This is a genomic window from Neoaquamicrobium microcysteis (genome assembly GCF_008180155.1).
GTDB lineage: Bacteria > Pseudomonadota > Alphaproteobacteria > Rhizobiales > Rhizobiaceae > Aerobium > Aerobium microcysteis.
Genome location: NZ_VSZS01000058.1, coordinates 1 through 24,784 on the forward strand (window position 1 = coordinate 1; position 24,784 = coordinate 24,784).

General features: G+C 64.2%; 29 protein-coding genes. 12 read left to right on the forward strand and 17 right to left on the reverse strand.

The genetic code is table 11. The features are described 5' to 3' along the window. Positions 1-77 precede the first annotated feature (77 nt). The 4 genes from FY036_RS06335 to FY036_RS06350 all read right to left on the reverse strand — a co-directional run bounded on the left by FY036_RS06335 (position 78) and on the right by FY036_RS06350 (position 2,701). Positions 78-338: a hypothetical protein gene (locus tag FY036_RS06335; RefSeq protein WP_148913878.1), complete on the reverse strand. Its 261-nt coding sequence runs from the start codon at positions 336-338 to the stop codon at positions 78-80. Further along, positions 335-925, reverse strand: a complete 591-nt coding sequence (locus FY036_RS06340; protein ID WP_148913879.1) for an SLATT domain-containing protein — start codon at positions 923-925, stop codon at positions 335-337. Before FY036_RS06340 ends, FY036_RS06335 begins: the two co-directional genes overlap by 4 nt. Positions 926-1,328: 403 nt before the next feature. After that, the gene (locus tag FY036_RS06345) at positions 1,329-1,949 is read right to left on the reverse strand and encodes a PilZ domain-containing protein (RefSeq protein ID WP_148913880.1); all 621 of its coding nucleotides are present in this window, start codon (positions 1,947-1,949) and stop codon (positions 1,329-1,331) included. Positions 1,950-2,062: 113 nt separating this feature from the next. Beyond that, on the reverse strand, positions 2,063-2,701 hold the full coding sequence (locus tag FY036_RS06350; protein WP_148913881.1) for a PAS domain-containing protein: 639 nt from the start codon (positions 2,699-2,701) through the stop codon (positions 2,063-2,065). Between the two features lie 360 nt (positions 2,702-3,061). On the opposite strand from FY036_RS06350, the gene FY036_RS06355 reads away from it, so the two are divergent. Next, on the forward strand, positions 3,062-3,832 hold the full coding sequence (locus FY036_RS06355) for a rhomboid family intramembrane serine protease (RefSeq protein ID WP_148913882.1): 771 nt from the start codon (positions 3,062-3,064) through the stop codon (positions 3,830-3,832). Positions 3,833-3,903: 71 nt separating this feature from the next. Next, on the forward strand, positions 3,904-4,335 hold the full coding sequence (locus tag FY036_RS06360) for a CBS domain-containing protein (RefSeq protein ID WP_148913883.1): 432 nt from the start codon (positions 3,904-3,906) through the stop codon (positions 4,333-4,335). A 42-nt stretch (positions 4,336-4,377) separates the two neighbouring features. Here the strand turns inward: FY036_RS06360 and FY036_RS06365 are convergent, their stop codons facing one another. Continuing rightward, the gene (locus FY036_RS06365) at positions 4,378-4,635 is read right to left on the reverse strand and encodes a YjhX family toxin (RefSeq protein ID WP_148913884.1); all 258 of its coding nucleotides are present in this window, start codon (positions 4,633-4,635) and stop codon (positions 4,378-4,380) included. Positions 4,636-4,943: 308 nt separating this feature from the next. On the opposite strand from FY036_RS06365, the gene gatB reads away from it, so the two are divergent. The 3 genes from gatB (at position 4,944) to FY036_RS06380 (ending at position 8,008) form a co-directional block, all read left to right on the forward strand. Next, positions 4,944-6,443, forward strand: a complete 1,500-nt coding sequence (gene gatB / locus FY036_RS06370; RefSeq protein WP_148913885.1) for an Asp-tRNA(Asn)/Glu-tRNA(Gln) amidotransferase subunit GatB — start codon at positions 4,944-4,946, stop codon at positions 6,441-6,443. 1 nt (position 6,444) lies between these two features. Then, positions 6,445-6,945, forward strand: coding sequence for a GNAT family N-acetyltransferase (locus FY036_RS06375; RefSeq protein ID WP_148913886.1), 501 nt, complete (start codon positions 6,445-6,447; stop codon positions 6,943-6,945). 73 nt (positions 6,946-7,018) lie between these two features. Next, positions 7,019-8,008, forward strand: coding sequence for a nicotinate-nucleotide--dimethylbenzimidazole phosphoribosyltransferase (locus FY036_RS06380; RefSeq protein WP_148913887.1), 990 nt, complete (start codon positions 7,019-7,021; stop codon positions 8,006-8,008). Between the two features lies 1 nt (position 8,009). On the opposite strand, the gene FY036_RS06385 is transcribed toward FY036_RS06380, so the two are convergent. Next, positions 8,010-9,542, reverse strand: coding sequence for a sensor histidine kinase (locus FY036_RS06385; protein WP_148913888.1), 1,533 nt, complete (start codon positions 9,540-9,542; stop codon positions 8,010-8,012). A 75-nt stretch (positions 9,543-9,617) separates the two neighbouring features. Here FY036_RS06385 and FY036_RS06390 point away from each other — a divergent pair, with 75 nt between their 5' ends. The 4 genes from FY036_RS06390 (at position 9,618) to FY036_RS06405 (ending at position 12,085) form a co-directional block, all read left to right on the forward strand. Then, entirely contained in the window at positions 9,618-10,262 is a 645-nt protein-coding gene (locus tag FY036_RS06390; protein WP_148913889.1) for a thermonuclease family protein, read from the forward strand. Further along, positions 10,259-10,870, forward strand: coding sequence for a glutathione S-transferase (locus FY036_RS06395; RefSeq protein ID WP_148913890.1), 612 nt, complete (start codon positions 10,259-10,261; stop codon positions 10,868-10,870). Before FY036_RS06390 ends, FY036_RS06395 begins: the two co-directional genes overlap by 4 nt. Beyond that, positions 10,870-11,496, forward strand: coding sequence for a uracil-DNA glycosylase family protein (locus FY036_RS06400; protein ID WP_148913891.1), 627 nt, complete (start codon positions 10,870-10,872; stop codon positions 11,494-11,496). The genes FY036_RS06395 and FY036_RS06400 overlap by 1 nt, the downstream gene beginning before the upstream one ends. A 97-nt stretch (positions 11,497-11,593) precedes the next feature. After that, entirely contained in the window at positions 11,594-12,085 is a 492-nt protein-coding gene (locus tag FY036_RS06405) for an Lrp/AsnC family transcriptional regulator (protein ID WP_148913892.1), read from the forward strand. A 1-nt stretch (position 12,086) separates the two neighbouring features. Here the strand turns inward: FY036_RS06405 and FY036_RS06410 are convergent, their stop codons facing one another. The 9 genes from FY036_RS06410 to moaA form a co-directional block, all read right to left on the reverse strand. Further along, positions 12,087-12,824 (reverse strand): DNA alkylation repair protein, encoded by a 738-nt coding sequence (locus FY036_RS06410; protein ID WP_235897559.1) that lies wholly within the window; start codon positions 12,822-12,824, stop codon positions 12,087-12,089. Continuing rightward, complete coding sequence (locus FY036_RS06415) at positions 12,821-13,690, reverse strand: NAD(P)-dependent oxidoreductase (protein WP_148913893.1); 870 nt, start codon at positions 13,688-13,690, stop codon at positions 12,821-12,823. The genes FY036_RS06410 and FY036_RS06415 overlap by 4 nt, the downstream gene beginning before the upstream one ends. 41 nt (positions 13,691-13,731) lie before the next feature. Beyond that, the gene (locus FY036_RS06420) at positions 13,732-14,565 is read right to left on the reverse strand and encodes an ABC transporter permease (protein ID WP_148913894.1); all 834 of its coding nucleotides are present in this window, start codon (positions 14,563-14,565) and stop codon (positions 13,732-13,734) included. Next, positions 14,562-15,275: an ABC transporter permease gene (locus tag FY036_RS06425; RefSeq protein WP_148913895.1), complete on the reverse strand. Its 714-nt coding sequence runs from the start codon at positions 15,273-15,275 to the stop codon at positions 14,562-14,564. The genes FY036_RS06420 and FY036_RS06425 overlap by 4 nt, the downstream gene beginning before the upstream one ends. Positions 15,276-15,373: 98 nt before the next feature. Continuing rightward, the gene (locus FY036_RS06430; RefSeq protein WP_148913896.1) at positions 15,374-16,153 is read right to left on the reverse strand and encodes an ABC transporter substrate-binding protein; all 780 of its coding nucleotides are present in this window, start codon (positions 16,151-16,153) and stop codon (positions 15,374-15,376) included. Positions 16,154-16,295: 142 nt separating this feature from the next. Beyond that, positions 16,296-16,802, reverse strand: a complete 507-nt coding sequence (gene mobB, locus FY036_RS06435; RefSeq protein ID WP_148913897.1) for a molybdopterin-guanine dinucleotide biosynthesis protein B — start codon at positions 16,800-16,802, stop codon at positions 16,296-16,298. An 11-nt stretch (positions 16,803-16,813) separates the two neighbouring features. Then, positions 16,814-18,019, reverse strand: coding sequence for a multidrug effflux MFS transporter (locus FY036_RS06440; protein WP_148913898.1), 1,206 nt, complete (start codon positions 18,017-18,019; stop codon positions 16,814-16,816). 8 nt (positions 18,020-18,027) lie between these two features. Beyond that, the gene (locus FY036_RS06445; RefSeq protein ID WP_148913899.1) at positions 18,028-18,948 is read right to left on the reverse strand and encodes a DMT family transporter; all 921 of its coding nucleotides are present in this window, start codon (positions 18,946-18,948) and stop codon (positions 18,028-18,030) included. A 112-nt stretch (positions 18,949-19,060) separates the two neighbouring features. After that, positions 19,061-20,071, reverse strand: a complete 1,011-nt coding sequence (gene moaA / locus FY036_RS06450) for a GTP 3',8-cyclase MoaA (protein ID WP_235897560.1) — start codon at positions 20,069-20,071, stop codon at positions 19,061-19,063. Positions 20,072-20,244: 173 nt separating this feature from the next. Between moaA and FY036_RS06455 the strand changes: the two genes are divergently transcribed. Next, positions 20,245-20,598, forward strand: coding sequence for a gamma-butyrobetaine hydroxylase-like domain-containing protein (locus FY036_RS06455; RefSeq protein ID WP_148913900.1), 354 nt, complete (start codon positions 20,245-20,247; stop codon positions 20,596-20,598). A 28-nt stretch (positions 20,599-20,626) separates the two neighbouring features. Here FY036_RS06455 and FY036_RS06460 read toward each other — a convergent pair whose 3' ends face one another. Further along, positions 20,627-21,082, reverse strand: coding sequence for a MarR family winged helix-turn-helix transcriptional regulator (locus tag FY036_RS06460; RefSeq protein ID WP_148913901.1), 456 nt, complete (start codon positions 21,080-21,082; stop codon positions 20,627-20,629). A 47-nt stretch (positions 21,083-21,129) separates the two neighbouring features. Here FY036_RS06460 and FY036_RS06465 point away from each other — a divergent pair, with 47 nt between their 5' ends. After that, positions 21,130-22,044: an alpha/beta hydrolase gene (locus FY036_RS06465; protein ID WP_148913902.1), complete on the forward strand. Its 915-nt coding sequence runs from the start codon at positions 21,130-21,132 to the stop codon at positions 22,042-22,044. On the opposite strand, the gene FY036_RS06470 is transcribed toward FY036_RS06465, so the two are convergent. Continuing rightward, on the reverse strand, positions 22,036-23,655 hold the full coding sequence (locus tag FY036_RS06470) for a fumarate hydratase (RefSeq protein WP_148913903.1): 1,620 nt from the start codon (positions 23,653-23,655) through the stop codon (positions 22,036-22,038). The genes FY036_RS06465 and FY036_RS06470 overlap by 9 nt on opposite strands. A 153-nt stretch (positions 23,656-23,808) precedes the next feature. Here FY036_RS06470 and FY036_RS06475 point away from each other — a divergent pair, with 153 nt between their 5' ends. Further along, entirely contained in the window at positions 23,809-24,723 is a 915-nt protein-coding gene (locus tag FY036_RS06475; protein ID WP_148913904.1) for a bile acid:sodium symporter family protein, read from the forward strand. The last annotated feature ends 61 nt before the right edge of the window (positions 24,724-24,784 follow it).

Consider the following 24,784-nt stretch of genomic DNA (forward strand, 5'->3'; position numbering starts at 1 on the left):
GCTTCGCGACGATCTCTTCGGGCTTGTGCTTCTTCTGGGGCATTCCAACGTCCTCTCTATCGGCCAAATAGCCTACTTCAGGGAGGACCACTTTTCAGGAGGCAGGCCACTTTCCCGGCGCCCTTGAGTACGAGCTTCTGTCTATAGGTCGTGAAGCGATAGGTTCCACTTCGAACTTTGGTGAGTGCTAGAGAAAGCTCTGTGTCAATCATGCCTTCAAAGGCGTCTGGCGAAACTCCATCCTTGCCGGTTGTTGCGGTATGAGCGATCCGCTCTTTGAAAATTTCCCTGAGATTATCATGGGCAAACTGGCGGTCGAAATGCTGGCGTGCAGTCATGCACACTTAGCCGCGAAGGGGCCTGCTGCGAAAGCGAGAGGGATCAGAATGAGCATTCCAACCAGAGTCCAGAAGACGACACGCCTCCAGACATAGGCGAACTTCATGTACCAAGTACAATGTAGCGGCTTACCGTTGCTTGTGACCTCCTTCCCTTCGAGAATGATGTGGGTGAACAGGAAGTCATGGTAATCACCGTTCGAATGGTTGGGGCATACCACCAAGATATCAGCGTAGAGTTTCTGCTTGGACCTTACGTCCCCTTCATCGTCGTAAAGGCGCTGCAGGGACAGATAGCAATCGCGATATAGCGAGGCGGTCCTTTCAAACCGGAATCCACCGACAACGAGAGAGGCAACCAACACAGCCACTGAGGCTGCGACCGCGATCCCGTCGAAGTGTGTGTAAAATGATTTGAAATATTCTGAAAAGACTGATAGTATTACTGTGAAGACAGAGTAATATGCAAGAAGAAATAGAGACCATACATTGTACCGAAGAAGGCGCCTCTCACCAATCATCCTAACGCGCGATGTAATCCATATTTTATCTTGGATATAGTCTGTTGGGGAAGCCGGTTCCGACATCAAAGCTCCATATGGGTACGGACGCAATTTCTCATGGATAACTAAGCACTCGTTCCCGAATGCAGCAGAAGCCAAGGCCGAAGCCCTATTTAGTAACAGTGACCCTTCCGAGCCAACGAGCTTTCACTCGTTCCGTCCGTACCCACGCGAAATAGAATGCAAATGGTGAAGGAACGCAAGTTTATCTTGCGGCGAGTAACATACGTTGAAACCTCGTGCCTTCCAATCTTGCCGCGACCGACCAGTTTTTTGGCCACCCTTTGTTTGGCTGCTTTGGGATTGCTCCCAGATCAAACTAAATGACTGCGACGGGGTCGTCTCCAGATCTCCGCTACCCCCACCACCGCACCAAACAAAAGGCCGGCGCTGGGCCGGCCTGTTTTGATGGGTGGGATCGTTCGGGTCAGCTTTCGCGGCGGCCGCCGAACTCGGCGGCCAGCGTTTCCTCGCGCTGGATGACGCCGAACTCGATGGCGATGCCGTCTTCGAAGTGGCGTACGACGCGGCCGCGCATGGTGCCGAGCGTGACGGCGACGCCGAGGGCCGGCTTGACGTCGATCTCGATGGCCGCGCCGGAGAGCGACAGGTCGATCAGGCGGCACTGGTACTGGCGTCCGTCTGCCAGCTGGAGGATGCTCATCGGGTTGCGCGGCTGCACGCGCTCGTGGCGGCGGTCTTCCGGCAGGTCCAGCTCGTGCTTGTTGGCAAGCCATGTGAGCTGAGCCGCAAGCTTGTCGCGCTTGCGGTCGGACGCGAGGATCGTCATCGCGAAGCCGTTGTCGAGGCGGCGGGTGACCACGCCCTCGATGCGGCCGATATGGTCGAGATAGGCGATGACCTTCTCGCCGAGCTGGCCCGGATGGTCGGAGCGGAAGGAAACATCGCCGGGAGACATGTCGACGACCTGGCAGGGATATTCCGAGCGGTCTTCAAGCATATAGCGACCGTAGACCTTCACGCGCACGCGCTGAAAGTTACGTCTCTCCGTCCTTGACGGCGCCAATTTGCTCGCCGCAGAAATCATTCTCGCACCCGCCCCGCTCCACTTCCGTGCTTCGCAAACCGCGAAGTGTTTAGCGCAACGATAATCGCAAACCGGTTAATATCCGGTAAGTTGGGCCGGGTGCGGCAGGCCGTTCAACTGTCCTTGCCGCCCTCGAATACCACCAGATGGCGGATGCGGCGGCCCTGGTCGGAAGAGGCCGAACCGGCGATCATCTGCGAGGCGCCGGGGGCAAGGGAAGGGACCTCCATCGCGGCGCGGCCGCCGAGGAAAACGGGTTCGCGGTCGGGGTCGACGACGCGCAGCGTATCCACCTTGCCTTCGACGATGGGATCGGCGCCCAGCCAGTAGGGCTTGGCGACGGGCGTGATCGCGCCCAGCGAGCGGGGGCTGCCCAGCCCGCCTTCGAGCGGCAGCAACACCAGCTCGAACGGGTTGGTCTTGCCATCCTTGCTGATGCCTTCATAGGTGACGACGACGACGGACTTGTCGTGGAAGGCGCTGTGGGCGAGGCGCGAGATCATGCGCTGGTCGCGGCGCGACCAGATGAGCGGGAAGGAGTATCCCTTGAGCTCGCGTCCATATGTGGCACACAGGCGCGTGCCGGCGAGGCGGAAGATCGCTTCCCCGCGCGTGTCCTTTTCGAGGATGAACGTGTCGGCCAGCAGGGACTTGATGTCCGCCGGCTCGATTTCGGTGCGCCGTGGCGCCGGGCGTCCGTTGCGCAGCCGATTCCAATACTGGAACAACGCTATCGATCCGTCCTGTTTCATATGCCGTGCCGCCCCATTTGTCCCTTTGCGGTTGTCTCATCGGTGAACAGAATCGAAGCCCTCCGATGCGCTACATGCCCAGCCACGCAGATGCCGTGCCAGTCCCGTTAACCGTTGTTCACGGCGTTCGGGCCCGTTAGGGTTAACAAAGGGTTTACGTTGCCGGGCGGCCGGCCCTGTGGCATCTCTGGGCCACTCCAAGGGGACAACGCTTCGGCGGGAACTCCAGTCAGAAGAAATTCCTGGGGGAGAGCAGGGGGCTCGACCAGCCGTTCGGGGGAAACCCCGGACGGCTTTTCATTTGCGCGGATGGCCGAACCGGATTCCACTTTCCGATTCTATGCTCTAGATGTGAGGCAGATGTCTCACGATCCCGCACAGCCCGACAGTTCAGCCGAATACGAAACACCTGCCAGCCAGCCGCCCCGGCCGCCGGCGCGCGAGCCCGTTTTCAACCTGCCGAGGGTGGTGATCGCGCTGCTGGCGATCTGCGTCGGGCTGCACCTGATTAGGATGTATCTCCTCAGCGACCGGCAGGATTTCGAGCTGATCGTGCGTTTCGCCTTCATCCCGCTGCGCTATTCGGGCGGCTACGACATCGACATATGGGCGTTCACCGGGCCGTGGACCTATGCCTTCCTGCATGGCGGGATGGCGCATCTGGTGGTCAACATGGTGTGGCTCGCCGCATTCGGCTCGCCGCTGGCGAACCGAATCGGGACAGGCCGGTTCCTGGCGTTCTGGGTCGTTACATCTCTGGCGGCGGTCGCTCTGCACTATGTGCTGCATCCGGCCGACGCCGCACCGCTGGTCGGTGCGTCCGGAGCGATATCCGGGATGATGGGGGCTGCAGCCCGCTTCGGCTTCAAGATCGACCGCGCCGAGGGCAAGGCGGCGTTTGCCGGGCCGGTCCTTTCCATTCCCGCCGTGTTCCGCTCGCGTGCGGCCGTGACCTTCGTGGGCGTGTGGATGGTGATCAACCTGCTGATGGGACTGGGCATCGGCACGCCGGGCATGGAAAGCCGCATCGCATGGGAAGCGCATATCGGCGGGTTCCTCGCCGGCTTTCTGCTGGTGCGGGTCTTCGACCGTCGCCAGCCGGTGCTGCGGGGGCCGGGCCCCGGCACTTGAAAAGCTTTCGGGCTCGGCGCACCATGCATCGTCAGGCGTATGACGGACCAAAAAGCCGAGAGGAGCGTGCGATGACGATCAGGTCGATACTGGACGAGAAGGGGCGCGACGTCGTCACGATAAAGCCGACGGCGACGCTGGGGGAGGCGGCGCGGATGCTCGGCGAAAAACGCATCGGCGCAGTGGTGGTGACGGCCGGCGACCGCAAGATACTCGGCATCCTGTCCGAACGCGACATCGTGCGGGTGATTGGCGAAAAAGGTGCCGACGGGCTTTCGCAGCCGGTGGGCGACGCGATGACGGCGAAGGTGAGCACCTGCCGCGAGACGCACACGATCAACGACGTGATGGAAGTGATGACGCGCGGGCGGTTCCGCCACCTGCCGGTTGAGCGCGACGGCCATCTCGACGGCATCATCTCCATAGGCGACGTGGTGAAGCGGCGCATCGAGGAGGTCGAGCGCGAGGCCGAGCAAATCCGCGAATACATCGCCACCGCCTGAGCGGTGGCCCGCCGACCCGTGGGGCCGGCAGGATGCTCAGTTTCAGCGGTTGTCGGGTCGCGAGCGCACGAGTTCGAGCCCGCGCCGCGTGATGCGGTAGGGGCCGCCGCCTCTGGACGCGACGGCTTTGCGCCGCTTGAGCTTCCTGAAGAGCGAAAGATCGAACGCGGCGAACCGCCAGTTGTCGCGGGTGTGGCAGTGGGCCGAGGCGATGCGGCCGTGCTCGTCCTTTTCGAGCTCGATCCAGCCGCCCTGCGCCAGCAGGTGGAGAATGCGCTGTTCAGCGCGTGTGATGTTCATTGGGAAAAGTCCTGAAAACCCGGCCCGAAGGCCGAACGCAGATACCGCCCGCGCGAAGGCGGGGCGGTGGCTCTCGGTTTTCATGCCCTGACGGTCTAAAGCGACGTCAGGGCTTCAGCGGGACTCAAAGCTGGACATAGGACACCTTGGCGTGTGGGGGCGATATAGTCGCCCGCAGCCGGGCAGTCCACCCCGCAGATGGCCGCAAAGTCCGCGAATCGCTTGCATGAAAGGCTGCTTTGATCTAGCGAAAGCGCCAGCGAACAAGGCGCGCAAGCGCCGCCCGAACCAGAACGAACCGGACCTTCATGACGATCATCGACACGCGCACGCCCGATCCCAAGCGCCTCATTGCGGGTGCGACCGGAGACTGGGAAATCATCATCGGGCTCGAGGTTCACGCGCAGGTGACTTCGGAAGCCAAGCTGTTTTCGGGCGCGTCCACCTCGTTCGGCGCGGCACCCAACGACAATGTCAGCCTCGTGGATGCCGCCATGCCGGGCATGCTGCCGGTCATCAACGAGGAATGCGTGCGCCAGGCGATCCGCACGGGCGTGGGGCTGAAGGCGCAGATCAACCTGAAGTCGGTGTTCGACCGCAAGAACTATTTCTATCCGGACCTGCCGCAGGGCTACCAGATTTCGCAGTACAAGCAGCCTATCGTGGGCGAGGGCACGGTGACCGTTTCGGTCGGGCCGGACAAGCAGGGCAACTTCGAGGACATCGAAGTGGGCGTCGAGCGGCTGCATCTGGAGCAGGACGCAGGCAAGTCGATGCACGACCAGCACCCGACCATGTCCTACGTCGACCTCAACCGCTCCGGCGTCGCGCTGATGGAGATCGTGTCGAAGCCGGACATGCGGTCTTCCGACGAGGCCAAGGCATACCTGACCAAGCTGCGCACCATCGTGCGCTATCTGGGGACGTGCGACGGCAACATGGACGAAGGCTCGATGCGTGCCGACGTGAACGTGTCAGTGCGCCGGCCGGGCGAGCCGTTCGGGACGCGCTGCGAGATCAAGAACGTCAACTCGATCCGTTTCGTCGGCCAGGCGATCGAATACGAGGCGCGCCGCCAGATCGGCATTCTGGAGGATGGCGGCAAGATCGACCAGGAGACGCGGCTTTTCGATCCCAACAAGGGCGAGACGCGGTCGATGCGCTCCAAGGAAGAAGCGCACGACTACCGCTATTTCCCCGATCCGGACCTGCTGCCGCTCGAGTTCGACCAAGCCTATGTGGACGCGCTGGCGGCCGACCTGCCGGAACTGCCCGACGACAAGAAGGCGCGGCTGATCGAAAGCCTGGGCCTGTCGGTCTACGACGCCTCCATCCTCGTCTCGGAAAAGGCGATTGCCGACTATTACGAGAAGGTGGCGGCCGGGCGCGACGGCAAGGCTGCTGCGAACTGGGTGATCAACGACCTGCTTGGCGCGCTGAACAAGGCCGGGGGCGACATTGAGACTGCCCCCGTGTCGCCCGACCAGCTCGGCGCGATCATCGACCTCATCAAGGAAGGCACGATTTCCGGCAAGATCGCCAAGGATCTGTTCGAGATCGTCTGGAACGAGGGCGGCGACCCGCGCGCGCTCGTGGAGAGCCGCGGGATGAAGCAGGTGACCGACACCGGCGCCATCGAAAAGGCCGTGGACGAGGTGATCGCAGCCAACCCCGACAAGGTCGAGCAGGCGAAGGCCAAGCCGACCATGGCCGGCTGGTTCGTCGGGCAGGTGATGAAGGCCACCGGCGGCAAGGCCAACCCGCAGGCCGTGAACGACCTCGTCAAGGCGCGGCTGGGGATCGAGTAGGATGTTCGTGCGCACGGCCTCCCCGCGCGACCTGGAGGCAGTGCGCGCCCTGTTGGTCGCGACGTGGCACGACACCTACGACGCCATCTACGGCGTCGAGCGCGTGAACGAGATCACCGAGGACTGGCATTCCATCGCGTCGCTGGAGGCGCGGCTGGAGCGACCGAACTCGGAATTTCTGGTCGCCGATGACGGGACGCGGATCGGCGGCGTAGCTTTCGCGTCGGCTGCCGACGACGGCAAGACGGTGATGCTGCACCAGCTCTATGTCCAGCCGGACTGTCAGGGCAGGGGCATCGGCGGTCTGCTGCTGGACGAGATCGAGAGCTGCTTTCCCGACGCGGACAAGGTTCGGCTCGAGGTGGAGGAGCAGAACGCAAAGGCCGTGGCCTTCTATCTCGCGCAGGGCTTCTCCAAGGTCGGCATGACGGGAAATTGCGGCGGCGGCCATTCGGGCATCCCCGCAGCCATCTTCGAACGCCCGATCATCTGGGCCGACTGAAAGCGGCCGCGCGGCGTTGTAACGGCGCGGGCGAGCGGCTATGCCGACGCCACGTTATCAATCCGGATTTGACATGACCACCGGCCTTCCCTTCGACGACTATCGCCAGCTTCTGAAGACGCTTCCCGGACCCAGCGAAGCTGCGCGCGCGCGCGCGGCCAACCGCAACGCCAGGTTTTCGGCGCAGGGGCCGGCGCTGGGGCGGCTGGGCGAGACAGCCGAATGGCTGGCCGCATGGACAGGCCGCGACCCGCAGGTGCTGCGCCCACTGGTGGCGCTCTATGCCGGCACGCACGGACTGACCCGCCATGGGGTGACGCCGCGTGGCAAGGGCGAGACGCAGGCGATGATCGAGCACGCGGCGGCCGGCGGCGCGGCGGTGAACCAGCTTTGCGCGGCCAACGACCTCGGCCTCAAGATATTCGACCTGGCACTGCATCTGCCCGTCGGCGACATCGCATCGGAGCCGGCGCTGGACGAGCGTGGCTGTGCGGCGACCATGGCGTTCGGCATGGAGGCCGTGGCGGGCGGCATCGACCTCGTTTGCGTCGGCGCCGTCGGCGCAGGCGGGACGACCTCGGCCGCAGCGCTGATGACCGCTCTGCTGGGGGGCGAGGCTGCCGAATGGGTGGGCCCCGGCTCCGGCGCGGACACGCACATGATGTCGCGCAAGATCGAGACGGTGGAAAAGGCGCTGGCGTTGCACGGCGCGCACCTGAAAGACCCTCTGGAAGCACTGCGCCGGCTGGGTGGACGCGAATTTGCGGCGATTGCCGGAACGATCCTTGCCGCGCGGGTTGAAAAGGTGCCGGTGATCCTCGACGGCTATGCCGCGCTCGCGGCGGCGGCCGTGCTGCGCGCGGCCGAGCCGACCGCAATCGACCATTGCCTGCTGGCGCATGCGTCGACCGAGCCGGGTGTGGCGAAAGCCGCCGCGGCGATGGGCATGCGGCCGTTGCTCGACCTGTCGCTGGGCGACGGGGAGGGGTTGGGTGCGGCGCTTGCCGCAGGCGTCGTCAAGAACGCCGCCCTCGTTCACGCCGGAATGGCGATCCGGGAATAGATCAGCGCCTGCGACCGCCCGATGCGACGATCTTCGGTTGCGTCGGCAATGCGGGCAGCTCTTCCATGACACGGTGGCGCGGGAAGATGGCTATGGCCTCGGTGCCTTCGCGCAGCTTCGAGTGAAGCTGGAACTCGCCATCGTGCAGCGCGACAAGCCCCTGGACGATAGGCAGGCCGAGGCCCGTGCCCTGTTCGGCGCTCTTGATGGCAATGGAGCCCTGTCCGAAGGCAGACAGCACGACCGGAAGCTCGTCTTCGGGTATGCCCGGCCCATTGTCCTTGACCGAGATGTACTGCCCGCCGCCAGCCGTCCAGCCGACGCGCACACGCACCTCGCTGCCGCTGGGCGCGAACTTGATGGCGTTGGAAAGCAGGTTGAGCGTGACCTGACGCAGTGAGCGCTCGTCGGCGAAAATGCGCGGCAGGCTGGGCTCGAACTGCTGGATGAGACGGATGTCCTTGTTGCGCGCCTTGAGCTCCATAAGGTGGCAGCACTCCTCCACCACGCTTTCGAGCGTGACCGGCTCTTCGTTGAGCTGGTAGCGGCCTGCCTCGATGCGCGACAGGTCGAGGATTTCGTTGATGAGATGCAGAAGGTGGCGACCCGAATCGTTGATGTCGCGCGCATAGTCGCGATAGGTCGGGTTTGGCAGCGGCCCGAGCACCTCGCCGGCCATCACTTCCGAGAAGCCGAGGATCGCGTTGAGCGGGGTGCGCAGTTCGTGGCTCATCGTCGCGAGGAAGCGGGACTTGGCGAGGTTGGCTTCCTCGGCGCGGCGGCGGGCTTCGTCCGACATCGCCTTGGCGGTCTCGAGCTCCGCGATCAGCGCATCCTTCTCGGTGCGGAAGGACAGCAGCATGACCGTCGAATGGTGCAGATGCCGCGCGACATAGGTGAAGAAGGGCAACGACACGGCCAGCAGGCCCGCCATGACCGCCTCGACGGGCTCCCATTCAGGCGCGAGCGACAAAGCGAACACGATGACCGGGAGCGCGAAGGTGGTGACCAGCGCGCCGCCAAGCGCGGAGGAAATGATCGCGGTGGCGGCGATTGCCAGAAGCAGAACGACCGACTTCAGCACCGCGAACTGGTCTATCTGGCATTCGACGCATGCCAGCGACGCGAAATAGGCCCAGCCGATGCCGCTGACGAAATGGCCGAGCAGAAAACCGCGGCGGACCTTGTCGGGTTCGACGTCACTCGTTTCCGTGCGGTTCACCTGGCGTGCGATGAGCAGCAGGCCGCCATAGCAGGCGATGGTGACGAGCGCCCAGGTTGCCATGTCGATGCCGACGCCGGCGAACAGGCCAGCCGTGGCCACGATCAGGACCATCAAAGGGATGGCAAGCGCGGTGTTGACCATGGCGCGGGCATGCAGCTTGAAGAGCTCGCGATCGTAGGCGGCGTTGCCGGCCTGCTGCGAAAGCCGGTCGCGCGTACGCTTGACCGCGCGCGCGACATCGCTGTTGCGGTGCACCTTCGTGCGATCCACAATGTTCTTGTCGGCTGTGGGCGAGCGTTGTAACGCCATGTAAGATTTGAATATTCGCGCCGGAACTCTCGTTGCGCGATGCTAGCGCCGAATGATTAAGAGACCCTTCCGCCAATGATTCGAAATCGGCGCAAACCGCGGCGCGCGGCGCAGCGCAAAAGGTCTCATCTGCGGCTTCTGCTGGATGTTCTGCTTGCCGTGCTGGTGCTGGGGGTGCTGGCATTGGTCGTGGCCAATGAGCGCTTCGGCGATACGGAGACGATAGCCGGGGCGGCGCGCGTGGTGGACGGCGATTCACTCGAGATCGGCAGCCATCGCATCCGGCTGGAAGGCATGGACGCGCCGGAACTCGCCCAGATGTGCACGCGCGGCGCGGCGGAGTATCCATGCGGCCGCGAGGCGCGCGCGGCGCTTGTCGAACTGGCCGGCGTGGGCATGGTGGAGTGCCGGGCGGACCGGCGGGACCGCTATGGCAGGCTGCTGGCGCGATGCACGGCCAATGGTGTCGACCTGAATCGCGCAATGGTGGAGCGTGGATGGGCGGTTGCCTATGGCGACTACGGCAGCTCCGAACGTGCGGCGAGCGATGCGGGCTCCGGGCTGTGGGCCGGCGAGTTCGATCGGCCGCAGGAGTGGCGGCGCGTTCACGGCGGGTTGGCGGAAGACGCCCATGACGGGCTGTCGGGATTTTGGGATTGGCTGCGCACCATGTTGCAGGGCAGGATGCCGCTCGACGAAAACGGAGGAAACATCCAATGAAGCTCTATGACGGCGGACGCGCGCCCAACCCCCGCCGCGTGCGCGTGTTTCTGGCCGAAAAGGGCATCGAGGTGCCGTTGGTGCCGGTGGATATGGGCGCCATGGGGCATCGCGACGAAGAGGTTGCCAGCCGCAACCCGCTGCGCCGCCTGCCGGTGCTGGAACTGGACGACGGCACGATCATCACAGAGTCGGTCGCCATCTGCCGCTACTTCGAGGAGCTTCATCCCGAGCCGCCGCTGTTCGGCACCGGCGCTGTCGGACGTGCGCAGGTGGAGATGTGGCAGCGGCGCATGGAGCTGAATTTCCTCAGCGCGATTGCCGCCGCCTTCCGCCACCTGCACCCGGCGATGAAGGAATGGGAGGTGCCGCAGGTGGCCGAGTGGGGCGAAGCGAACAAGCCCAAGGCTCTGGAATTCCTCGCGCTGCTGGACCGCGAACTGGCGAGCCGGGAATTCATCGCGGGCGACAGCTATTCCATCGCCGACATCACGGGCCTGATCGCCATCGACTTCATGAAGCCGGCGCGTCTCGCGGTACCGGAAGAATTGGGCAACGTACGCCGCTGGTATGATGCGGTGGCCGCGAGGCCCAGCGCAAAGGCCTGATGGACCCCGAGCTCGCCGATCTGGTGGAGCGCATCCACGCCTGTCGCCTCTGCCGCGACCGGCCTGCCGGCCAGCCGCTTGCGCACGAGCCGAGGCCGGTGGTCATGGCTTCGTCGCAGGCGAAGGTGCTGATCGCCGGGCAGGCGCCGGGGACGAAGGTGCACGCGACCGGGCTGCCGTTCAACGACCGGTCGGGCGATCGCCTGCGCGACTGGCTGGGCGTGACGCGCGACGCGTTCTACGACGCCCGAAACTTCGCAATCGCGCCGATGGGTTTCTGCTTTCCGGGGCAGGACGCCAAGGGCGGGGACCTGCCGCCGAGGCGCGAATGTGCGCCTGCGTGGCGCGGTGAGTTGCTGAGCCTGATGCCGCAGGTCGAGCTGGTGCTGGCTATCGGGCTTTATGCGCAACGCTGGCATCTGGGCGAGGCGCGCCGAGGGTCGCTGACGGAAACGGTCTTCGACTGGCGCGCGATCTTCATGCGCAACGCCGTGCCACGCGTGCTGCCGCTGCCGCATCCTTCTTGGCGCAACACGGCGTGGCTGAAGAAGAATCCCTGGTTCGAGGAAGATCTGCTTCCTGTCCTGCGCCGCGAAATCGCAATCCGGATTAGTCCTCGATCCTAGGCGATTGACGCGTCGATTGAGCCAAGTGGGAGAAAATCTTTCTTGTCGAGGCAGGATTTTGCCGGCAATATGGCATGAAATTCTACCGGAGTTCCCAATGGACCGCCTCGACCGAAAAATCCTTCGCCTCTTGCAGGAGGATTCGACCCTCGCCGTCGCCGATATCGCCAAGAAGGTCGGGCTTTCGACGACGCCGTGCTGGCGGCGTATCCAGAAGCTGGAGGAAGAGGGCGTCATCCAGCGGCGTGTCGCCATCCTCGACCCGGTGAAGATCAACACCCGCGTCAATGTTTTCGTGTCGATCCGCACCAACGCGCACAGCATGGAGTGGCTGAAGCGCTTCGCGGAAGTCATCCAGGAATTCCCGGAAGTGGTTGAATTCTATCGCATGAGCGGCGAGGTCGATTACCTGCTGCGCGTGGTCGTGCCGGACATCGCGGCCTACGATGCCTTCTACAAGCGGCTGATCGCGAAGATCGAAATCCGCGACGTCTCCTCGGCCTTCGCGATGGAGCAGATCAAGAACACGACGCAGCTTCCGCTCGACTATCTGGTGCTGGACAAGGAAAGCGGCGAGCGGGCGGCGTAACCTATCGCTTAGCCTTCGCGCGGCTCGCCTCGCGCCTTGCCACGCCGGCAAGGGTCTTTTCGGCGCTCAGTTCACGCGCGGCCTCTCGGCCGATCCAGCGCTCGGTCTTGTCGTTGGAGGCGGACAACTCCTGCGCCAGAGCGAGCGCGGCGGTGTTGAGCGCCATCGAGCGCTTGCCAAGCGAGCGCAGCGCCCAGCTTACCGCCTTCCTGACGAAATTGCGCTCGTCGGACGCATGGCGGCGGATGAGGGGCAGGAAGGCGAGGAAGGTTTCGTCCGGCTCGGTCTTCCGATGGACCACTGACCACGCCATCATGGCGAAGGCGGTGCGGCGGACGAACTCGCGCTCGTCCTGTGCGAACTCGCCGATCAGAGCCAGCCAGTGCTCGGTGTCGACGAAGAGGTCGGAGACGCCATCGACGATATCCCAGGAATCGAACTCCGCGGCCCAGTGCCGTGCGTCATCGATGGTGAAGCGCTTGGGATCGGCGGTCACCGATGCGATGAACTGCGCTTCCATGATGCCGCTATCCCACAGGGCGAAGGCCCGGTCGTGGTTGCGGCCGACGGCCTTGGCGATCCTGCGCTGTATGCCGTGCGAAATGCCGAGCGCCCGCTCGATGCGGATGCCGTAGCGTTTCATCCCCTGCCGGTTTTCCTCCGATCCGATCGAACGGAGATAGGCGACGATCTGGTCGGCCGTCGCATCGCGCGTAAGCGGGATTGCGTCGCCGCTCACCGCTCGAGCCGGGCGAGCAGGGACGACGTGTCCCAGCGCTGGCCGCCCATCTGCTGCACGTCCTTGTAGAACTGGTCGACCAGCGCGGTGACCGGCAGCTTGGCGCCGTTGCGGTCGGCTTCCGCGAGGCAGATGCCCAAATCCTTGCGCATCCAGTCCACCGCGAAGCCGAAATCGTATTTGTCGACGTTCATGGTCTTGTGGCGGTTCTCCATCTGCCACGAGCCGGCAGCGCCCTTGGAGATCACGTCCACCACCTTCTCGATGTCGAGCCCCGCCTTGCGGCCGAAATGGATGCCCTCGGCCAGGCCCTGCACGAGGCCGGCGATGCAGATCTGGTTTATCATCTTGGTGAGCTGGCCGGATCCCGCGGGGCCCATGAGGCCAACCATGCGGGCAAAGGAATCGATGACCGGCCTTGCCTTTTCGAAGATCGCTTCGTCGCCGCCGCACATGACCGTCAGCACGCCGTTTTCGGCGCCCGCCTGACCGCCGGAAACCGGTGCGTCGATGAAGCCGATGCCGCGCTTGTCCGCTTCGGCAGCAAGTTCGCGCGCGACCTCGGCCGAGGCCGTGGTGTTGTCGATGAAGATCGCGCCGCGCTTCATGGCGTCGAACGCGCCGTCCTTGCCCAAAGTGACAGCTCGCAGGTCGTCGTCATTGCCAACGCAGGCAAACACGAAGTCCTGATACTTCGCCGCTTCCGCCGGCGTGGGGGCGAAGCTGCCGCCATGCTCTGCCGCCCATTTCTCGGCCTTGGCGGTGGTGCGGTTGTAGACGGTGACGTCGTGGCCGCCCTTGTTCTTCAGGTGCCCGGCCATCGGGTAGCCCATCACGCCCAATCCGAGAAATGCAACCTTGGCCATGACGGCTTTCCTTTCCTGCCTGCTCTTTATGGAAATGCCGCTCAGCGTTTGAGGTGCCTGGTGATGCGGCGTTCGATCCAGTCGATAATGTTGCGCAGCGTCTCGACGATCGCAAGGTAGATCACGGCCGCCCAGATGTAGGTCTGGAAATCGAAGGTGCGCGAATAGGCCCGCCGCGTCTCGCCCATGAGGTCGTAAACGGTGATGATCGCGACGATGGCCGAGCCCTTGATCATCAGGATGATCTCGTTGCCGTAGGGCCGCAGCGCGACGATCAGCGCCTGCGGGAGAATGATCTTGCGGAGCGTCTGGAAGGTGTGGAGGCCGAGCGAGGCTGCGCCTTCCCACTGGCCTCGCGGGATGCTGCGCACCGCGCCGCGCAGGATTTCTGCCTGATAGGCCGCCGTGTTGAGGGTGAAGGCCAGCACCGCGCAGTACCAGGCCTCGCGGAAGAAGGTCCACAGGCCCACCGCCTCGAGCTGAGGGCGGAACGAGCCGAGGCCGTAATAGATCAGGAAGGTCTGGGCCAGAAGCGGGGTGCCGCGGAAGAAATAGACATAGGCGTATGCCGGCCAGGCCAGAAGCCTGTTGGACGACATGCGCGCATAGGCGATGGGGGCGGACAAAAGCGCGCCAAGGAAGATCGAAATCAGCACCAGCTGGACGGTGACGACCAGACCGGACATGTAGTTCGGCGCATAGCGGGCGAACAGCTCGGCGTCCCATGCGCCGACGAGGAAGGCGACCAGCCCGACGCCCATGACGACCCACAGCGCCATCAAGGCGTGGCCGGCAATGCGCTGGCCGGTCCAGCGGCGGGGCGGGGGTGGCGGGCGTTCTATCGCCCCGATGATGCGCCCGGCGGTGTCGCTCATCGTGCCGGCTCCGACCTGCCGGTCCAGCGCTCGATAGCGCCGAATGCGATGGAGGAGATGATGGCGAGCACGAGATAAAGCACGCAGGCGATGCCGAAGAACAGGAACGCCTCCTTGGTGACACGCGCGGCGATGCCGGCCTGGCGGATGATATCCGAAAGGCCGATGACCGACACGAGGGCCGTATCCTTGAGCAGGATGAGCCACAGGTTGGACAGGCCGGGCAGCGCGATGCGGACGAGCTGCGGCAGCACGACGAGGCGCATCGTCTGCCAGTTGGACAGGCCGATGGCGTAGCCACCTTCATACTGCCCGCGCGGTATGGCGCGGAAGGCGGACAGGAAAACCTCGCTGGCGTAGGATGAGAACACGACGCCGAGCGCGACCATGCCCGCGACGAAGGCGTTGATCTCGATGGAGGTGCCGGGGCTGAACAGCGCGACGACGCGCTGGACGCCCAACTGTACACCGTAGAACACGAGGAACAGGGTAAGGAGTTCGGGCAGGCCGCGGAAGATGGTGGTGTAGACGTTGGCGGCGAGACGCAGGGAGCGCTCTTCCGACTGCTTGGCGAGCGCGATCATGAAGCCGGCCGCAAGCCCGAGCGGAAGGGTGGCGAGCGCCAGCGAAACCGTTACCAGCACGCCAGCGGCGATCTCGTCGCCCCAGCCCTCAGCCCCGAAGCTGAGCAGTGTCAGCGTTCTTTCCATGCGTGCCGGCGGTCTTCTTTCGATGAGGGTCCGGTCTTGCCGAAAGGCGGCGGGACATGGCCCGCCGCCTTCGGGTCTAGAAGTCGATCAGCCTCGGATCAGCCGCCGTAAGCGTCGAACGAGAAGTATTTGTCGTTGATTTCCTTGTACTTTCCGTTTGCGCGGATGGCGTCGATCGCCGCGTTGAACTTTTCGCGCAGCTCGTCTTCGCCCTTGCGGATGGCGATGCCCGCGCCGAGGCCATGGATTTCGTCCACCGGGGTGATGGTGCCGACGATCTTGCAGCACGCGCCCTCGTCGGTCGCGAGCCACTCCTCAAGCACGGTGATGTCGTCATTGGCGGCATCGATGCGGCCGTTGATGAGGTCGAGCTTGTATTCGTCGGCCGTCGGGTAGAGGCGAACGTCGCTGTCGGTGTAGGTGGCTTCGGAGTAGTTGGCGTGGGTGGTGGAGCCCTGCACACCGATGGACTTGCCGGCGAGATCTTCCGCGGTGACGCCCGCGATGTCGGTGTCCTTGAGCGCGACGATGGCCGGCGGCGTGTTGTAGTATTTGTTGGTGAAATCGACCTGCTTCATGCGTTCGTCGGTGATCGACATGGACGCGATGATGGCGTCGAAGCGGTTGGCCTGGAGCGCGGGGATGATGCCATCCCAATCCTGCGTGACGAATTCGCACTCGACCTGCATCTCTTCACAGAGCGCGTTGGCAATGTCGATGTCGAAGCCTTCGAGCTGGCCATCTGCGGTCAAATTGTTGAAGGGCGGATAAGCGCCTTCGGTGCCGATTCTGATCTTTTCCTGCGCCTGCGCCGCTCCGATGGTGAGCGCCAGGGCAGCAGCCGACAAGGCCAACGAAACTCGTGAAGAAATACGCATATTGTTCCTCTCTGCGTGGATGCACCGCGACGATATGCGCGGCGATCGGATCAGACGCGGTTTTGTCCGCGCCTTGAGCCCGATATTCCCATTGTTTTCAGCAGGATTGCAATCGCCAATTGCCTTACGCTGGGCGAGGCGGCTACGTGCCCAGGCCGGCCTTGTCCACGACGAAATCAGCAATGGCGGAAATATCGTCGAGATCGAAACCGGGTATACCGCCGTCCGCCACGACATGGTCTGCGGCGATCGCCACCACGTTGGCCGAGGCGGGCAGGGGCGTCCGGTCTTTTGCCGCCTTGCGGCGCACCTCGATCTTGGGGTGGGCTGCCCCCTTGTAGCCCTCGACGATGACCAGGTCGCAGGGAGACAGGTGGGAGAGAACCTGATCCAGCGGTGGCTCCTGTTCCTCACGCAGTTCATGCATCAAAGCCCAGCGCAGCGGCGTCACCAGCATCACTTCGCCGGCGCCGGCCTTGCGGTGGCGGAAGCTGTCCGTTCCCTCGCTGTCGATGTCGGCGTCATGATGCGCGCGCTTGACGGTGGAGACGCGAAAGCCGCGCGATGCAAGCTCCGCGACGAGCCGTTCCGCCAGGGTCGTCTTGCCCGAATTTTTCCACCCCGCTATCCCGATGACGCGTTGCGACACGCGGTTCCTCCTCAGATCTCGCCGGCCGTTCGGGCGATGCGCAGGACATAGAGCGATGCACCGATTGCGCCCAGCGTGGAGAAAAACATCATCCAAAGCAGCGGCCACGGACCTGTCTGGGGAGACAGGAGAATGCCGCATACCATCGCCAGAACTGCGCCGCCGCCGATCTGCATGGAACCGCCAAGGCCCGACGCGCTGCCGGCCAGATGGGGCCGGACGCTGACGATGCCGGCATTGGCGTTCGGCAGGGTCATGCCGTTTCCCAACCCTACCAAGACAGTCGGCCCGAACAGCGACAGGGCATGAAAATATCCCGCCCCGAACAGCAGGAGAGCGCTGAACGTGCCTGCCGTGGCCACAAGGCAACCGGCGAACATCATCGTGTTGATGCCGAAGCGCCTTGAGAAACGACCCGACAGGAAGTTGCCGGCGATGTACCCGATAGAGATCATGCCAATGTAGTAGCCGTACTGCGACGGCCGCAGGCCGAGCATCTCGGTTGCCACATAGGGCCCGCCGCCCAGAAACGCGAAGAAGGTGCCGGAGGTGAAGGCGGCGGTGAGAACATACCCCCAGAAGCGCCGTGAACTTATCAGCTCGGGATAGGCCCTGACCTGCGCCAGCATGCTGGACGATCGGTTGCGGTTGGTTTCGCCGAGGTCGAGGTAGACCACGACGAATGCGACGATGCCGAAGCCGAGCGTCAGCAAAAAGGCCGCCTGCCAGCCGTAGAGCTCGTCCAATATGCCGCCGATCGCGGGGCCGACCATCGGCACGGCCGCCATGCCCATGGTGATGTAGCCCATCTTGCTGGCGGCTTCATCGGTGCTGACCGTATCGCGCACGATGGCGCGCGACAGAACCATGCCGGCAGCCGAGAAGGCCTGCAGAACGCGCGCTGCCAGCATGAATTCGATGGTGGGCGCATAGATCGTGACAACGGAAGCCACAAGGAACATGCCGAAGCAGAAGAGCATTACCGGCCGACGCCCGAACCGGTCTGACGCGGGGCCGATGAAGAGCTGGAGCACGGCGGTGGCGGCGAGATACAGCGACACGGCGAGCTGCACCACGGCATAGTCGGCATCGAAATAGCGTGCGATGCCGGGCAGCGAGGGCAGAAACACGTTCATGGCGAGCGCGCCCGTGGCCGTGGCGAGCACCAGCGTGACGATGTGCGGCGGCGTGGTGCGGTCGAGGAAAGTGGCCGTCATCGTCACGCCTAAAGCCCGTCGGGCGCCATGGCCGGCCCCGTGCTTTCCGCAGCCGGCTTGCGCCGTCCCGCGCCGCGCTCCCGGTACAGGGCGTACAGACCGGAGCCGACGACGATGGACGCGCCCACGATCATGGCGGCATCCGGCACATCGCCGAAGACGAGGAAGCCGAGCAGGATCGCCCATATCAACGCCGTGTAGCGAAACGGAGCGACGAAGGATATGTCGCCCACGCGCATGGCCATGATGATGAACTGGTAGCCGATGATGAGCAGCACCGCAGCCGCTGCCAGAAGCCCGACGCTGCCGGCCGACATCGGCGTCCAGCCGCCGAACGGCGCGATGAGAACGCCGCCGGCTATGGTGACGGCTGCCGATGTGGCGGTGGAAACCAGCAGGGACGGCACCTCGGAGGGTATGCGCTTGGTCGCGAGATCGCGCACGGCGCAGAACATCACGCAACCCAGCGCCATCAGCGAATAGGCGTTGAACCCTTCCAGGCCCGGCCGCACGATTATCATGACGCCGGTGAAACCTGCGGCGATGGCAAGCCAGCGCCGCCAGCCGACCGCCTCGCCGAGAAACAGGGCCGCGCCCATGGTGACGGCCAGCGGCAGCGCCTGAAGCACGGCAGACACGTTGGCCAGCGGCATATGCGCGAGTGCGGCGAGAAAGAACACCGTCGCCATCAGCTCCGCGCAAACGCGCAGTGCAACCATCGGATGCGCCGCCTGGCGGGGAAACTTCAGCGCGCCCTGGCTCCATGCCAGCAGGCCGATCATCGCCGTGGCGAACAGGCCGCGCACCATCATCACCTGCCCGGTGTTCATCGTTTCAACGACGACCTTGGTGATCGCGTCGTTGAAGGTGAAGCCCGCCATGGCAATGGCCATGAAGAGCGAACCGCGCAGGTTTGGGGAAAGGGCCACGAGCGTTTCCGGATGATTCTTCTTATGGCCCAGACGTGTATGGCCCGCCGCACCAGCGTGCAACGGTCAGCCAGGCCAAATCATGGGGCCATGAAGACGGAAATCTGCGGGTTCAGCCGCCCGTGACGCTCATGTGTCGCGACACGGCAGGCCGGTTGGTGCGACGGTCGATGACGAAATCGTGGCCCTTGGGCTTGCGGCCGATGGCCTCGTCGATGGCGTTGGAGAGAAGCTCGTTGCCCTCGGATGCGCGAAGCGCGGTACGAAGGTCGGCATCGTCGTCCTGCCCCAGGCACATGTAAAGCGTGCCGGTGCAGGTTATGCGCACGCGGTTGCAGCTCTCGCAGAAATTGTGCGTCATCGGGGTGATGAAGCCGAGGCGGCCCCCGGTTTCGGCAACCTGCACGTAACGCGCCGGGCCGCCGGTCTTGAACGGGATGTCGGTGAGCGTGAACCGGTGTTCCAGATCGGCGCGCAACTGCGACAACGGCAGATACTGGTCGGTGCGGTCGGCATCGATCTCGCCCATGGGCATGGTCTCGATCACCGTCAGGTCCATGCCGCGGCCGTGCGCCCAGCGCAGCATCTCGGGCAGTTCCGCGTCGTTGAAGCCCTTGAGGGCGACGGCGTTCAGCTTGATCTTCAGGCCCGCGGCTTCCGCGGCCTCTATGCCGGCCATGACCTTGGAAAGCTCGCCCCAGCGGGTGATGGAGCGGAACTTTTCGGGATCGAGCGTATCGAGAGACACGTTGATGCGCCGCACGCCGCAATCGGCGAGCTCCTGAGCGAAGCGGGCAAGCTGCGACCCGTTGGTGGTCAGGGTCAGCTCTTCAAGCGCGCCGCTTTCGAGATGGCGCGACAGCTGGCGTACCAGATGCATGATGTTCTTGCGGACGAGCGGCTCGCCACCGGTAAGCCGTAGCTTACGAACGCCCTTCTCGATGAAGACGGTGCAGAGCCTGTCCAACTCCTCAAGGCTGAGCAAATCCTTCTTCGGCAGGAAAGTCATGTCCTCAGCCATGCAGTATGTGCAGCGGAAGTCGCACCTGTCGGTCACGGAAACGCGCAGATAGGTGATTGCGCGCCCGAACGGATCGATCATGCTGCTGCCGGCAAAGCTCATTGGCCTGCGTATCCTCCGGCGTTCTCACGCCATCTGCGTTGGCCGGGCTGCTGCCCGTTGCCGGAATGTCGGCCAATCGGACGGCGATTTCAAGGCCCAGTAGTGGAGGTCGGCTATGGCAAGCCGGCGGCGCGGGGGGTAATGTCGCGGTCCGTCCAATCCGGAATCGCCTCATGACATCGCCCACGGAATTGCGCGTCTCCAAGGATCGCCGCACACTGACCGTCACCTTTCCCGGCCATGCGCCGTTCACGTTTCCGGCAGAGCTGCTGCGCGTGCTTTCGCCATCGGCAGAGGTGCAGGGCCATTCGCCCGAACAGCGCGTGACCGTGCCCGGCAAGAAGGACGTGGCGATCATGAAGATCGAGCCCGTCGGGCATTACGCGGTACGCATCACGTTCGACGACATGCACGACACCGGGATATTCACCTGGGACTATTTCCACACGCTCGGTCACGAACAGGACACGCGCTGGCAGTCGTATCTGGATGAACTGGCCGCAAAGGGCCTGTCGAGAGAGCGCTGAATGAGCGTTCGTGTGGTGAACCGGGGGCTCAATCCTCTTCGTTGAGCATTTCCTCGATACGCCGCATCTGCTCGCCCATCGCGTCGCACTGGGCGGGGGTCGACTGCGCCATGACGCGGTCGATGAGCTTCGTGTAGACCTTCAGGGCCTCCTGCAGCCGGGCTTCGCCGTCGTCGGTCAGGAACAGGCGCATGACGCGCTTGTCCTTCTTGTCGCCCTCGCGGCGGATGAGGCCCTGCGCCTCGAGCTGGGGCAGGAGCATGGTGATGTTGGAGCGGCCGATGAGCAGCCGCCGCGCAACGTCCTGCTGCGACATGCCGGGGTGGCGGTAGATGTTCATCATTACGTCGAGCTGCCCGATCTTGAGATCGAGCGGCGCCAGCGCGCGCGTCAACTCGCGTACGACGGCCTTTTCGGCGCGCACCAGCGCGATCCAGTTGCGAAAGCGCGGATTGTTCCAGGGCAGGGATTGCGTATTGTTCATGATTGAACTATTCTGTTCATGTTTGAACGATCTTGGGAATCGTGACCATGGCGACCGTTGGTTTCCTGCTTTTCCGTAGCGCATTCGCGCTCGCCGAACAAATCGCGCCACGGCTGACCGGTCGGGCTGCTTTCGAGCTGTTCTGCCGGACGCCGCATCCGGCGCGCGTTTCGCAGCGCGAGGCGGAGGTTTTGCGCGAAGCGGTGCCGTTCATGGCTGAGGCGCGGCATCACTGGTTGGCGACGCCGCACGGCTGCGTGGTGGCGCACGACTTTCGCGGGCCGGAGGGGTCACATGCGCCGGTGGCGCTGGTGATCCATGGATGGCGCTCGCGAACGGAGCATATGCGCACCATCGTGGAGGCTCTGCGCGGCGAAGGGTTTCGCGTCATCGCGCTCGACCTGCCGGGCCACGGCGCTTCGCCCGGGCGGCGGCTGAACCTGGCCATCGCGGTGGCGGCGGTGCGAGCGGCTGCCGACTGGTTCGGCCCGTTCGCGACGGTGGTGGGCCACTCGTTCGGAGGCGCGGTCGCCGTCAACGCGCTGGCCGGTTCGGTGCGAGGGGTGGCGCCCGTGGAGGCGCGGCGGCTGGTGCTGGTTTCGGCGCCGAGCTCGATGCCGGCGCTGTTCGAGGATTTCGGCCGGTTTCTGGGGCTCGGCAGCCGCACGCAGGTGGCGTTGGCACGCGAGGTGGAACGCGTGGCGGGGCGTCCTCTGGCGGATTTCGTCGGCGATGAGCAATTGCGCGGGATGCCGGTTCCGACCCTTGCCATCCACGCACCGGACGACAAGGAAGTGCCTTTCGAGGAAGCGCGCCGGTTCGAGGCGGCAGGCGAGCATGTGCGCCTGATGCGCGTGCCGGGCAGGGGCCACCGCCGCATACTGGCCGACGGCGAGGTGACGGAGGCTATCGCCGCCTTCGCCCTGCACGGCGAACTGGCCGCCGAAGTAAGCCTAGCCTAGATTGAGCTCCTTGAAAAAGTCGTTGCCCTTGTCGTCGATGACGATGAAGGCGGGGAAATCCTCGACCTCTATCCGCCAGATCGCCTCCATGCCGAGCTCGGGATATTCGACGACATCTACCTTCTTGATGCAGTCCTGTGCGAGGCGAGCCGCCGGGCCGCCGATGGAGCCGAGGTAGAAGCCGCCGTGGCTGCCGCAGGCCTCTCGCACCTGGCGCGAACGATTGCCCTTGGCGAGCATGACCATCGAGCCGCCGAATGACTGGAACTGGTCGACATAGGAGTCCATGCGCCCAGCGGTGGTGGGGCCGAACGAGCCGGATGCATAGCCGGCCGGGGTCTTGGCAGGGCCGGCATAGTAGATCGGATGGTTCTTGAAATAGTCGGGCATCGGCTCGCCGTTTTCCAGGCGCTCGCGGATCTTCGCATGCGCCAGGTCGCGTGCCACGATGATCGGGCCGGAGAGCGAAAGGCGAGTCTTTACCGGGTGTTGCGAAAGCTCTTTGAGAATTTGAGTCATCGGCTGGTTGAGATCGATCCTGACCGTATGAGAGGTCAGCTTCTCCTCGTCGATGTCGGGCATGTAGCGGGCCGGGTTGGTCTCCAGCTCCTCAATGAACACGCCATCCTTCGTGATCTTGCCCTTGGCCTGTCGGTCGGCCGAGCAGGAGACGCCGAGGCCGATCGGCAGCGATGCGCCGTGGCGCGGCAAGCGGATGACGCGCACATCGTGGCAAAAATACTTGCCGCCGAACTGCGCGCCGATGCCCATCTGCTGCGTGAGCCTGTGGACCTCCGCTTCCATTTCGAGATCGCGGAAGGCATGGCCATCATCGCCGCCGCTGGTGGGCAGCGCGTCGAGATAGCGCGTGGAGGCAAGCTTCACCGTCTTGAGGTTCATCTCGGCGGATGTGCCGCCGATCACGATCGCGAGGTGATAGGGCGGGCAGGCAGCGGTGCCGAGCGTGAGAATCTTCTCCTTCAGGAACTCGACCATGCGGTCGTGTGTCAGAAGCGACGGTGTGCCCTGATACAGAAAGGTCTTGTTGGCCGAGCCGCCGCCCTTGGCTACGAACAAGAACTTGTAGGCGTCCTCGCCCTCCTCGTAGATGTCGATCTGTGCGGGCAGGTTGTTCTTCGTGTTCTTCTCCTCGAACATGGAGATCGGCGCCAGCTGCGAATAGCGCAGGTTCTTTCGCTCGTAGGCATCCAGCACGCCCTGGCCCAGCGCCGCATCGTCGCCGCCTTCGGTCCAGACGCGGCGGCCCTTCTTGCCCATGATGATCGCCGTGCCGGTGTCCTGACACATGGGCAGCACGCCCCCGGCTGCGATGTTGGCGTTCTTGAGCAGGTCGTAGGCGACGAAACGGTCGTTGTCGGTCGCTTCTGGATCCTCAAGGATTGCGGCGAGCTGCTTCAGGTGGCCGGGACGCAGAAGGTGGTTGATGTCGGCGAAGGCGTTCTCGGACAAGAGCCGCAGCGCTTCCGTCTCGACGGTGAGGATTTCCTGCCCGCGAAATGTATCGACGGAGACGAAATCCGACGTGAGCTTGCGGTAGGGGGTCTCGTCGGCTCCGAGAGGGAAGAGGCTGGCTGTTGCCTGGTCGGCCATGGCTGTGCGTCCGTTCTGCTGTGGCGGCTGGGGTGCCGGCGGAATGTTTGTGGCTTCTTTAACGGCGAGGCGCAGGGAATCCAATCGCCCGCCGCCTTTGACCTTGGTTGAAGCCCTGTTACACAGCGTTACCTGACTTGGGAACGGTTCTCGATGCCCCTCGATGACGTGACGCTCAACTTCAACCCCTCGGGCCTGATGCTGCTGAACGCGGTGCTGGCCATCGTGATGTTCGGCGTTGCGCTCGATCTGTCCGTCGCGGACTTCAGACGGGTGGCGAAAGCGCCGCGCGCGCTGGCTCTAGGCTTCGCTTCGCAGTTTGTGTTTCTGCCGGCAGCCACGCTGCTGCTTGTGATCGTGACGGCGCCGCCGCCGAGCATCGCGCTTGGCCTGATCCTGGTCGCTGCCTGCCCCGGCGGCAACATATCGAATTTCCTGACCCACCGTGCGGAGGGCAACACCGCGCTCTCGGTAAGCCTGACGGCGATCTCGACGGTCGCCGCCGTGTTCATGACGCCGTTCAGCCTTGCATTCTGGGCCGGCCTTCATGCGCCGGCGGCAGAACTGGTGCGCGAGACGAATGTGAGCGTGCTGGACATGGGATTTACGGTCGGCGTGCTGCTGGTGCTGCCGCTGGGGGCCGGCATGGCCATCAACGCGCGCGTGCCACGGGTCGCCGCACGGATGCGCGGGCCGATGCGCATCGTGTCCCTGCTGGTGTTCGCCGGATTCGTGGCAGGTGCGCTTGCGGCCAACTGGGCGATCTTCATCGCCTATGTCGGGATGGTCTTCGTGCTCGTGCTGGTGCACAACGCCGTGGCGCTGGCGGGCGGCTATGTCATCGCCGCCGGCGGCGGACTGGCAGAGGCCGACCGTCGCGCGATTTCGATCGAAACGGGCATCCAGAACTCGGGGCTGGGGCTCGTGCTCATCTTCAACTTCTTCGGCGGGCTCGGTGGAATGGCGATCGTCGCGGCATGGTGGGGCGTGTGGCACATCGTTTCCGGTCTGGCGGTGGCCGAGCTGTTTCGCCGCCGTAACAAGGCCGAACTTGCCGCTACAGTGTAGACGGCTGTTGCGCATGTGCCGCAGCCGCCGGCAATCGCGAAGCTGTGAAGTGCGTGGACGC

What these genes read in the sequence shown, in the direction of transcription:
- FY036_RS06335 (WP_148913878.1), bottom strand. Translation starts at nt 338, where the DNA reads ATGACTGCACGCCAGCATTTCGACCGCCAGTTTGCCCATGATAATCTC.
- FY036_RS06340 (WP_148913879.1), bottom strand. Translation starts at nt 925, where the DNA reads ATGTCGGAACCGGCTTCCCCAACAGACTATATCCAAGATAAAATATGG.
- FY036_RS06345 (WP_148913880.1), bottom strand. Translation starts at nt 1,949, where the DNA reads ATGATTTCTGCGGCGAGCAAATTGGCGCCGTCAAGGACGGAGAGACGT.
- FY036_RS06350 (WP_148913881.1), bottom strand. Translation starts at nt 2,701, where the DNA reads ATGAAACAGGACGGATCGATAGCGTTGTTCCAGTATTGGAATCGGCTG.
- FY036_RS06355 (WP_148913882.1), top strand. Translation starts at nt 3,062, where the DNA reads ATGTCTCACGATCCCGCACAGCCCGACAGTTCAGCCGAATACGAAACA.
- FY036_RS06360 (WP_148913883.1), top strand. Translation starts at nt 3,904, where the DNA reads ATGACGATCAGGTCGATACTGGACGAGAAGGGGCGCGACGTCGTCACG.
- FY036_RS06365 (WP_148913884.1), bottom strand. Translation starts at nt 4,635, where the DNA reads ATGAACATCACACGCGCTGAACAGCGCATTCTCCACCTGCTGGCGCAG.
- gatB (WP_148913885.1), top strand. Translation starts at nt 4,944, where the DNA reads ATGACGATCATCGACACGCGCACGCCCGATCCCAAGCGCCTCATTGCG.
- FY036_RS06375 (WP_148913886.1), top strand. Translation starts at nt 6,445, where the DNA reads ATGTTCGTGCGCACGGCCTCCCCGCGCGACCTGGAGGCAGTGCGCGCC.
- FY036_RS06380 (WP_148913887.1), top strand. Translation starts at nt 7,019, where the DNA reads ATGACCACCGGCCTTCCCTTCGACGACTATCGCCAGCTTCTGAAGACG.
- FY036_RS06385 (WP_148913888.1), bottom strand. Translation starts at nt 9,542, where the DNA reads ATGGCGTTACAACGCTCGCCCACAGCCGACAAGAACATTGTGGATCGC.
- FY036_RS06390 (WP_148913889.1), top strand. Translation starts at nt 9,618, where the DNA reads ATGATTCGAAATCGGCGCAAACCGCGGCGCGCGGCGCAGCGCAAAAGG.
- FY036_RS06395 (WP_148913890.1), top strand. Translation starts at nt 10,259, where the DNA reads ATGAAGCTCTATGACGGCGGACGCGCGCCCAACCCCCGCCGCGTGCGC.
- FY036_RS06400 (WP_148913891.1), top strand. Translation starts at nt 10,870, where the DNA reads ATGGACCCCGAGCTCGCCGATCTGGTGGAGCGCATCCACGCCTGTCGC.
- FY036_RS06405 (WP_148913892.1), top strand. Translation starts at nt 11,594, where the DNA reads ATGGACCGCCTCGACCGAAAAATCCTTCGCCTCTTGCAGGAGGATTCG.
- FY036_RS06415 (WP_148913893.1), bottom strand. Translation starts at nt 13,690, where the DNA reads ATGGCCAAGGTTGCATTTCTCGGATTGGGCGTGATGGGCTACCCGATG.
- FY036_RS06420 (WP_148913894.1), bottom strand. Translation starts at nt 14,565, where the DNA reads ATGAGCGACACCGCCGGGCGCATCATCGGGGCGATAGAACGCCCGCCA.
- FY036_RS06425 (WP_148913895.1), bottom strand. Translation starts at nt 15,275, where the DNA reads ATGGAAAGAACGCTGACACTGCTCAGCTTCGGGGCTGAGGGCTGGGGC.
- FY036_RS06430 (WP_148913896.1), bottom strand. Translation starts at nt 16,153, where the DNA reads ATGCGTATTTCTTCACGAGTTTCGTTGGCCTTGTCGGCTGCTGCCCTG.
- FY036_RS06440 (WP_148913898.1), bottom strand. Translation starts at nt 18,019, where the DNA reads ATGACGGCCACTTTCCTCGACCGCACCACGCCGCCGCACATCGTCACG.
- moaA (WP_235897560.1), bottom strand. Translation starts at nt 20,071, where the DNA reads ATGAGCTTTGCCGGCAGCAGCATGATCGATCCGTTCGGGCGCGCAATC.
- FY036_RS06455 (WP_148913900.1), top strand. Translation starts at nt 20,245, where the DNA reads ATGACATCGCCCACGGAATTGCGCGTCTCCAAGGATCGCCGCACACTG.
- FY036_RS06460 (WP_148913901.1), bottom strand. Translation starts at nt 21,082, where the DNA reads ATGAACAATACGCAATCCCTGCCCTGGAACAATCCGCGCTTTCGCAAC.
- FY036_RS06465 (WP_148913902.1), top strand. Translation starts at nt 21,130, where the DNA reads ATGGCGACCGTTGGTTTCCTGCTTTTCCGTAGCGCATTCGCGCTCGCC.
- FY036_RS06470 (WP_148913903.1), bottom strand. Translation starts at nt 23,655, where the DNA reads ATGGCCGACCAGGCAACAGCCAGCCTCTTCCCTCTCGGAGCCGACGAG.
- FY036_RS06475 (WP_148913904.1), top strand. Translation starts at nt 23,809, where the DNA reads ATGCCCCTCGATGACGTGACGCTCAACTTCAACCCCTCGGGCCTGATG.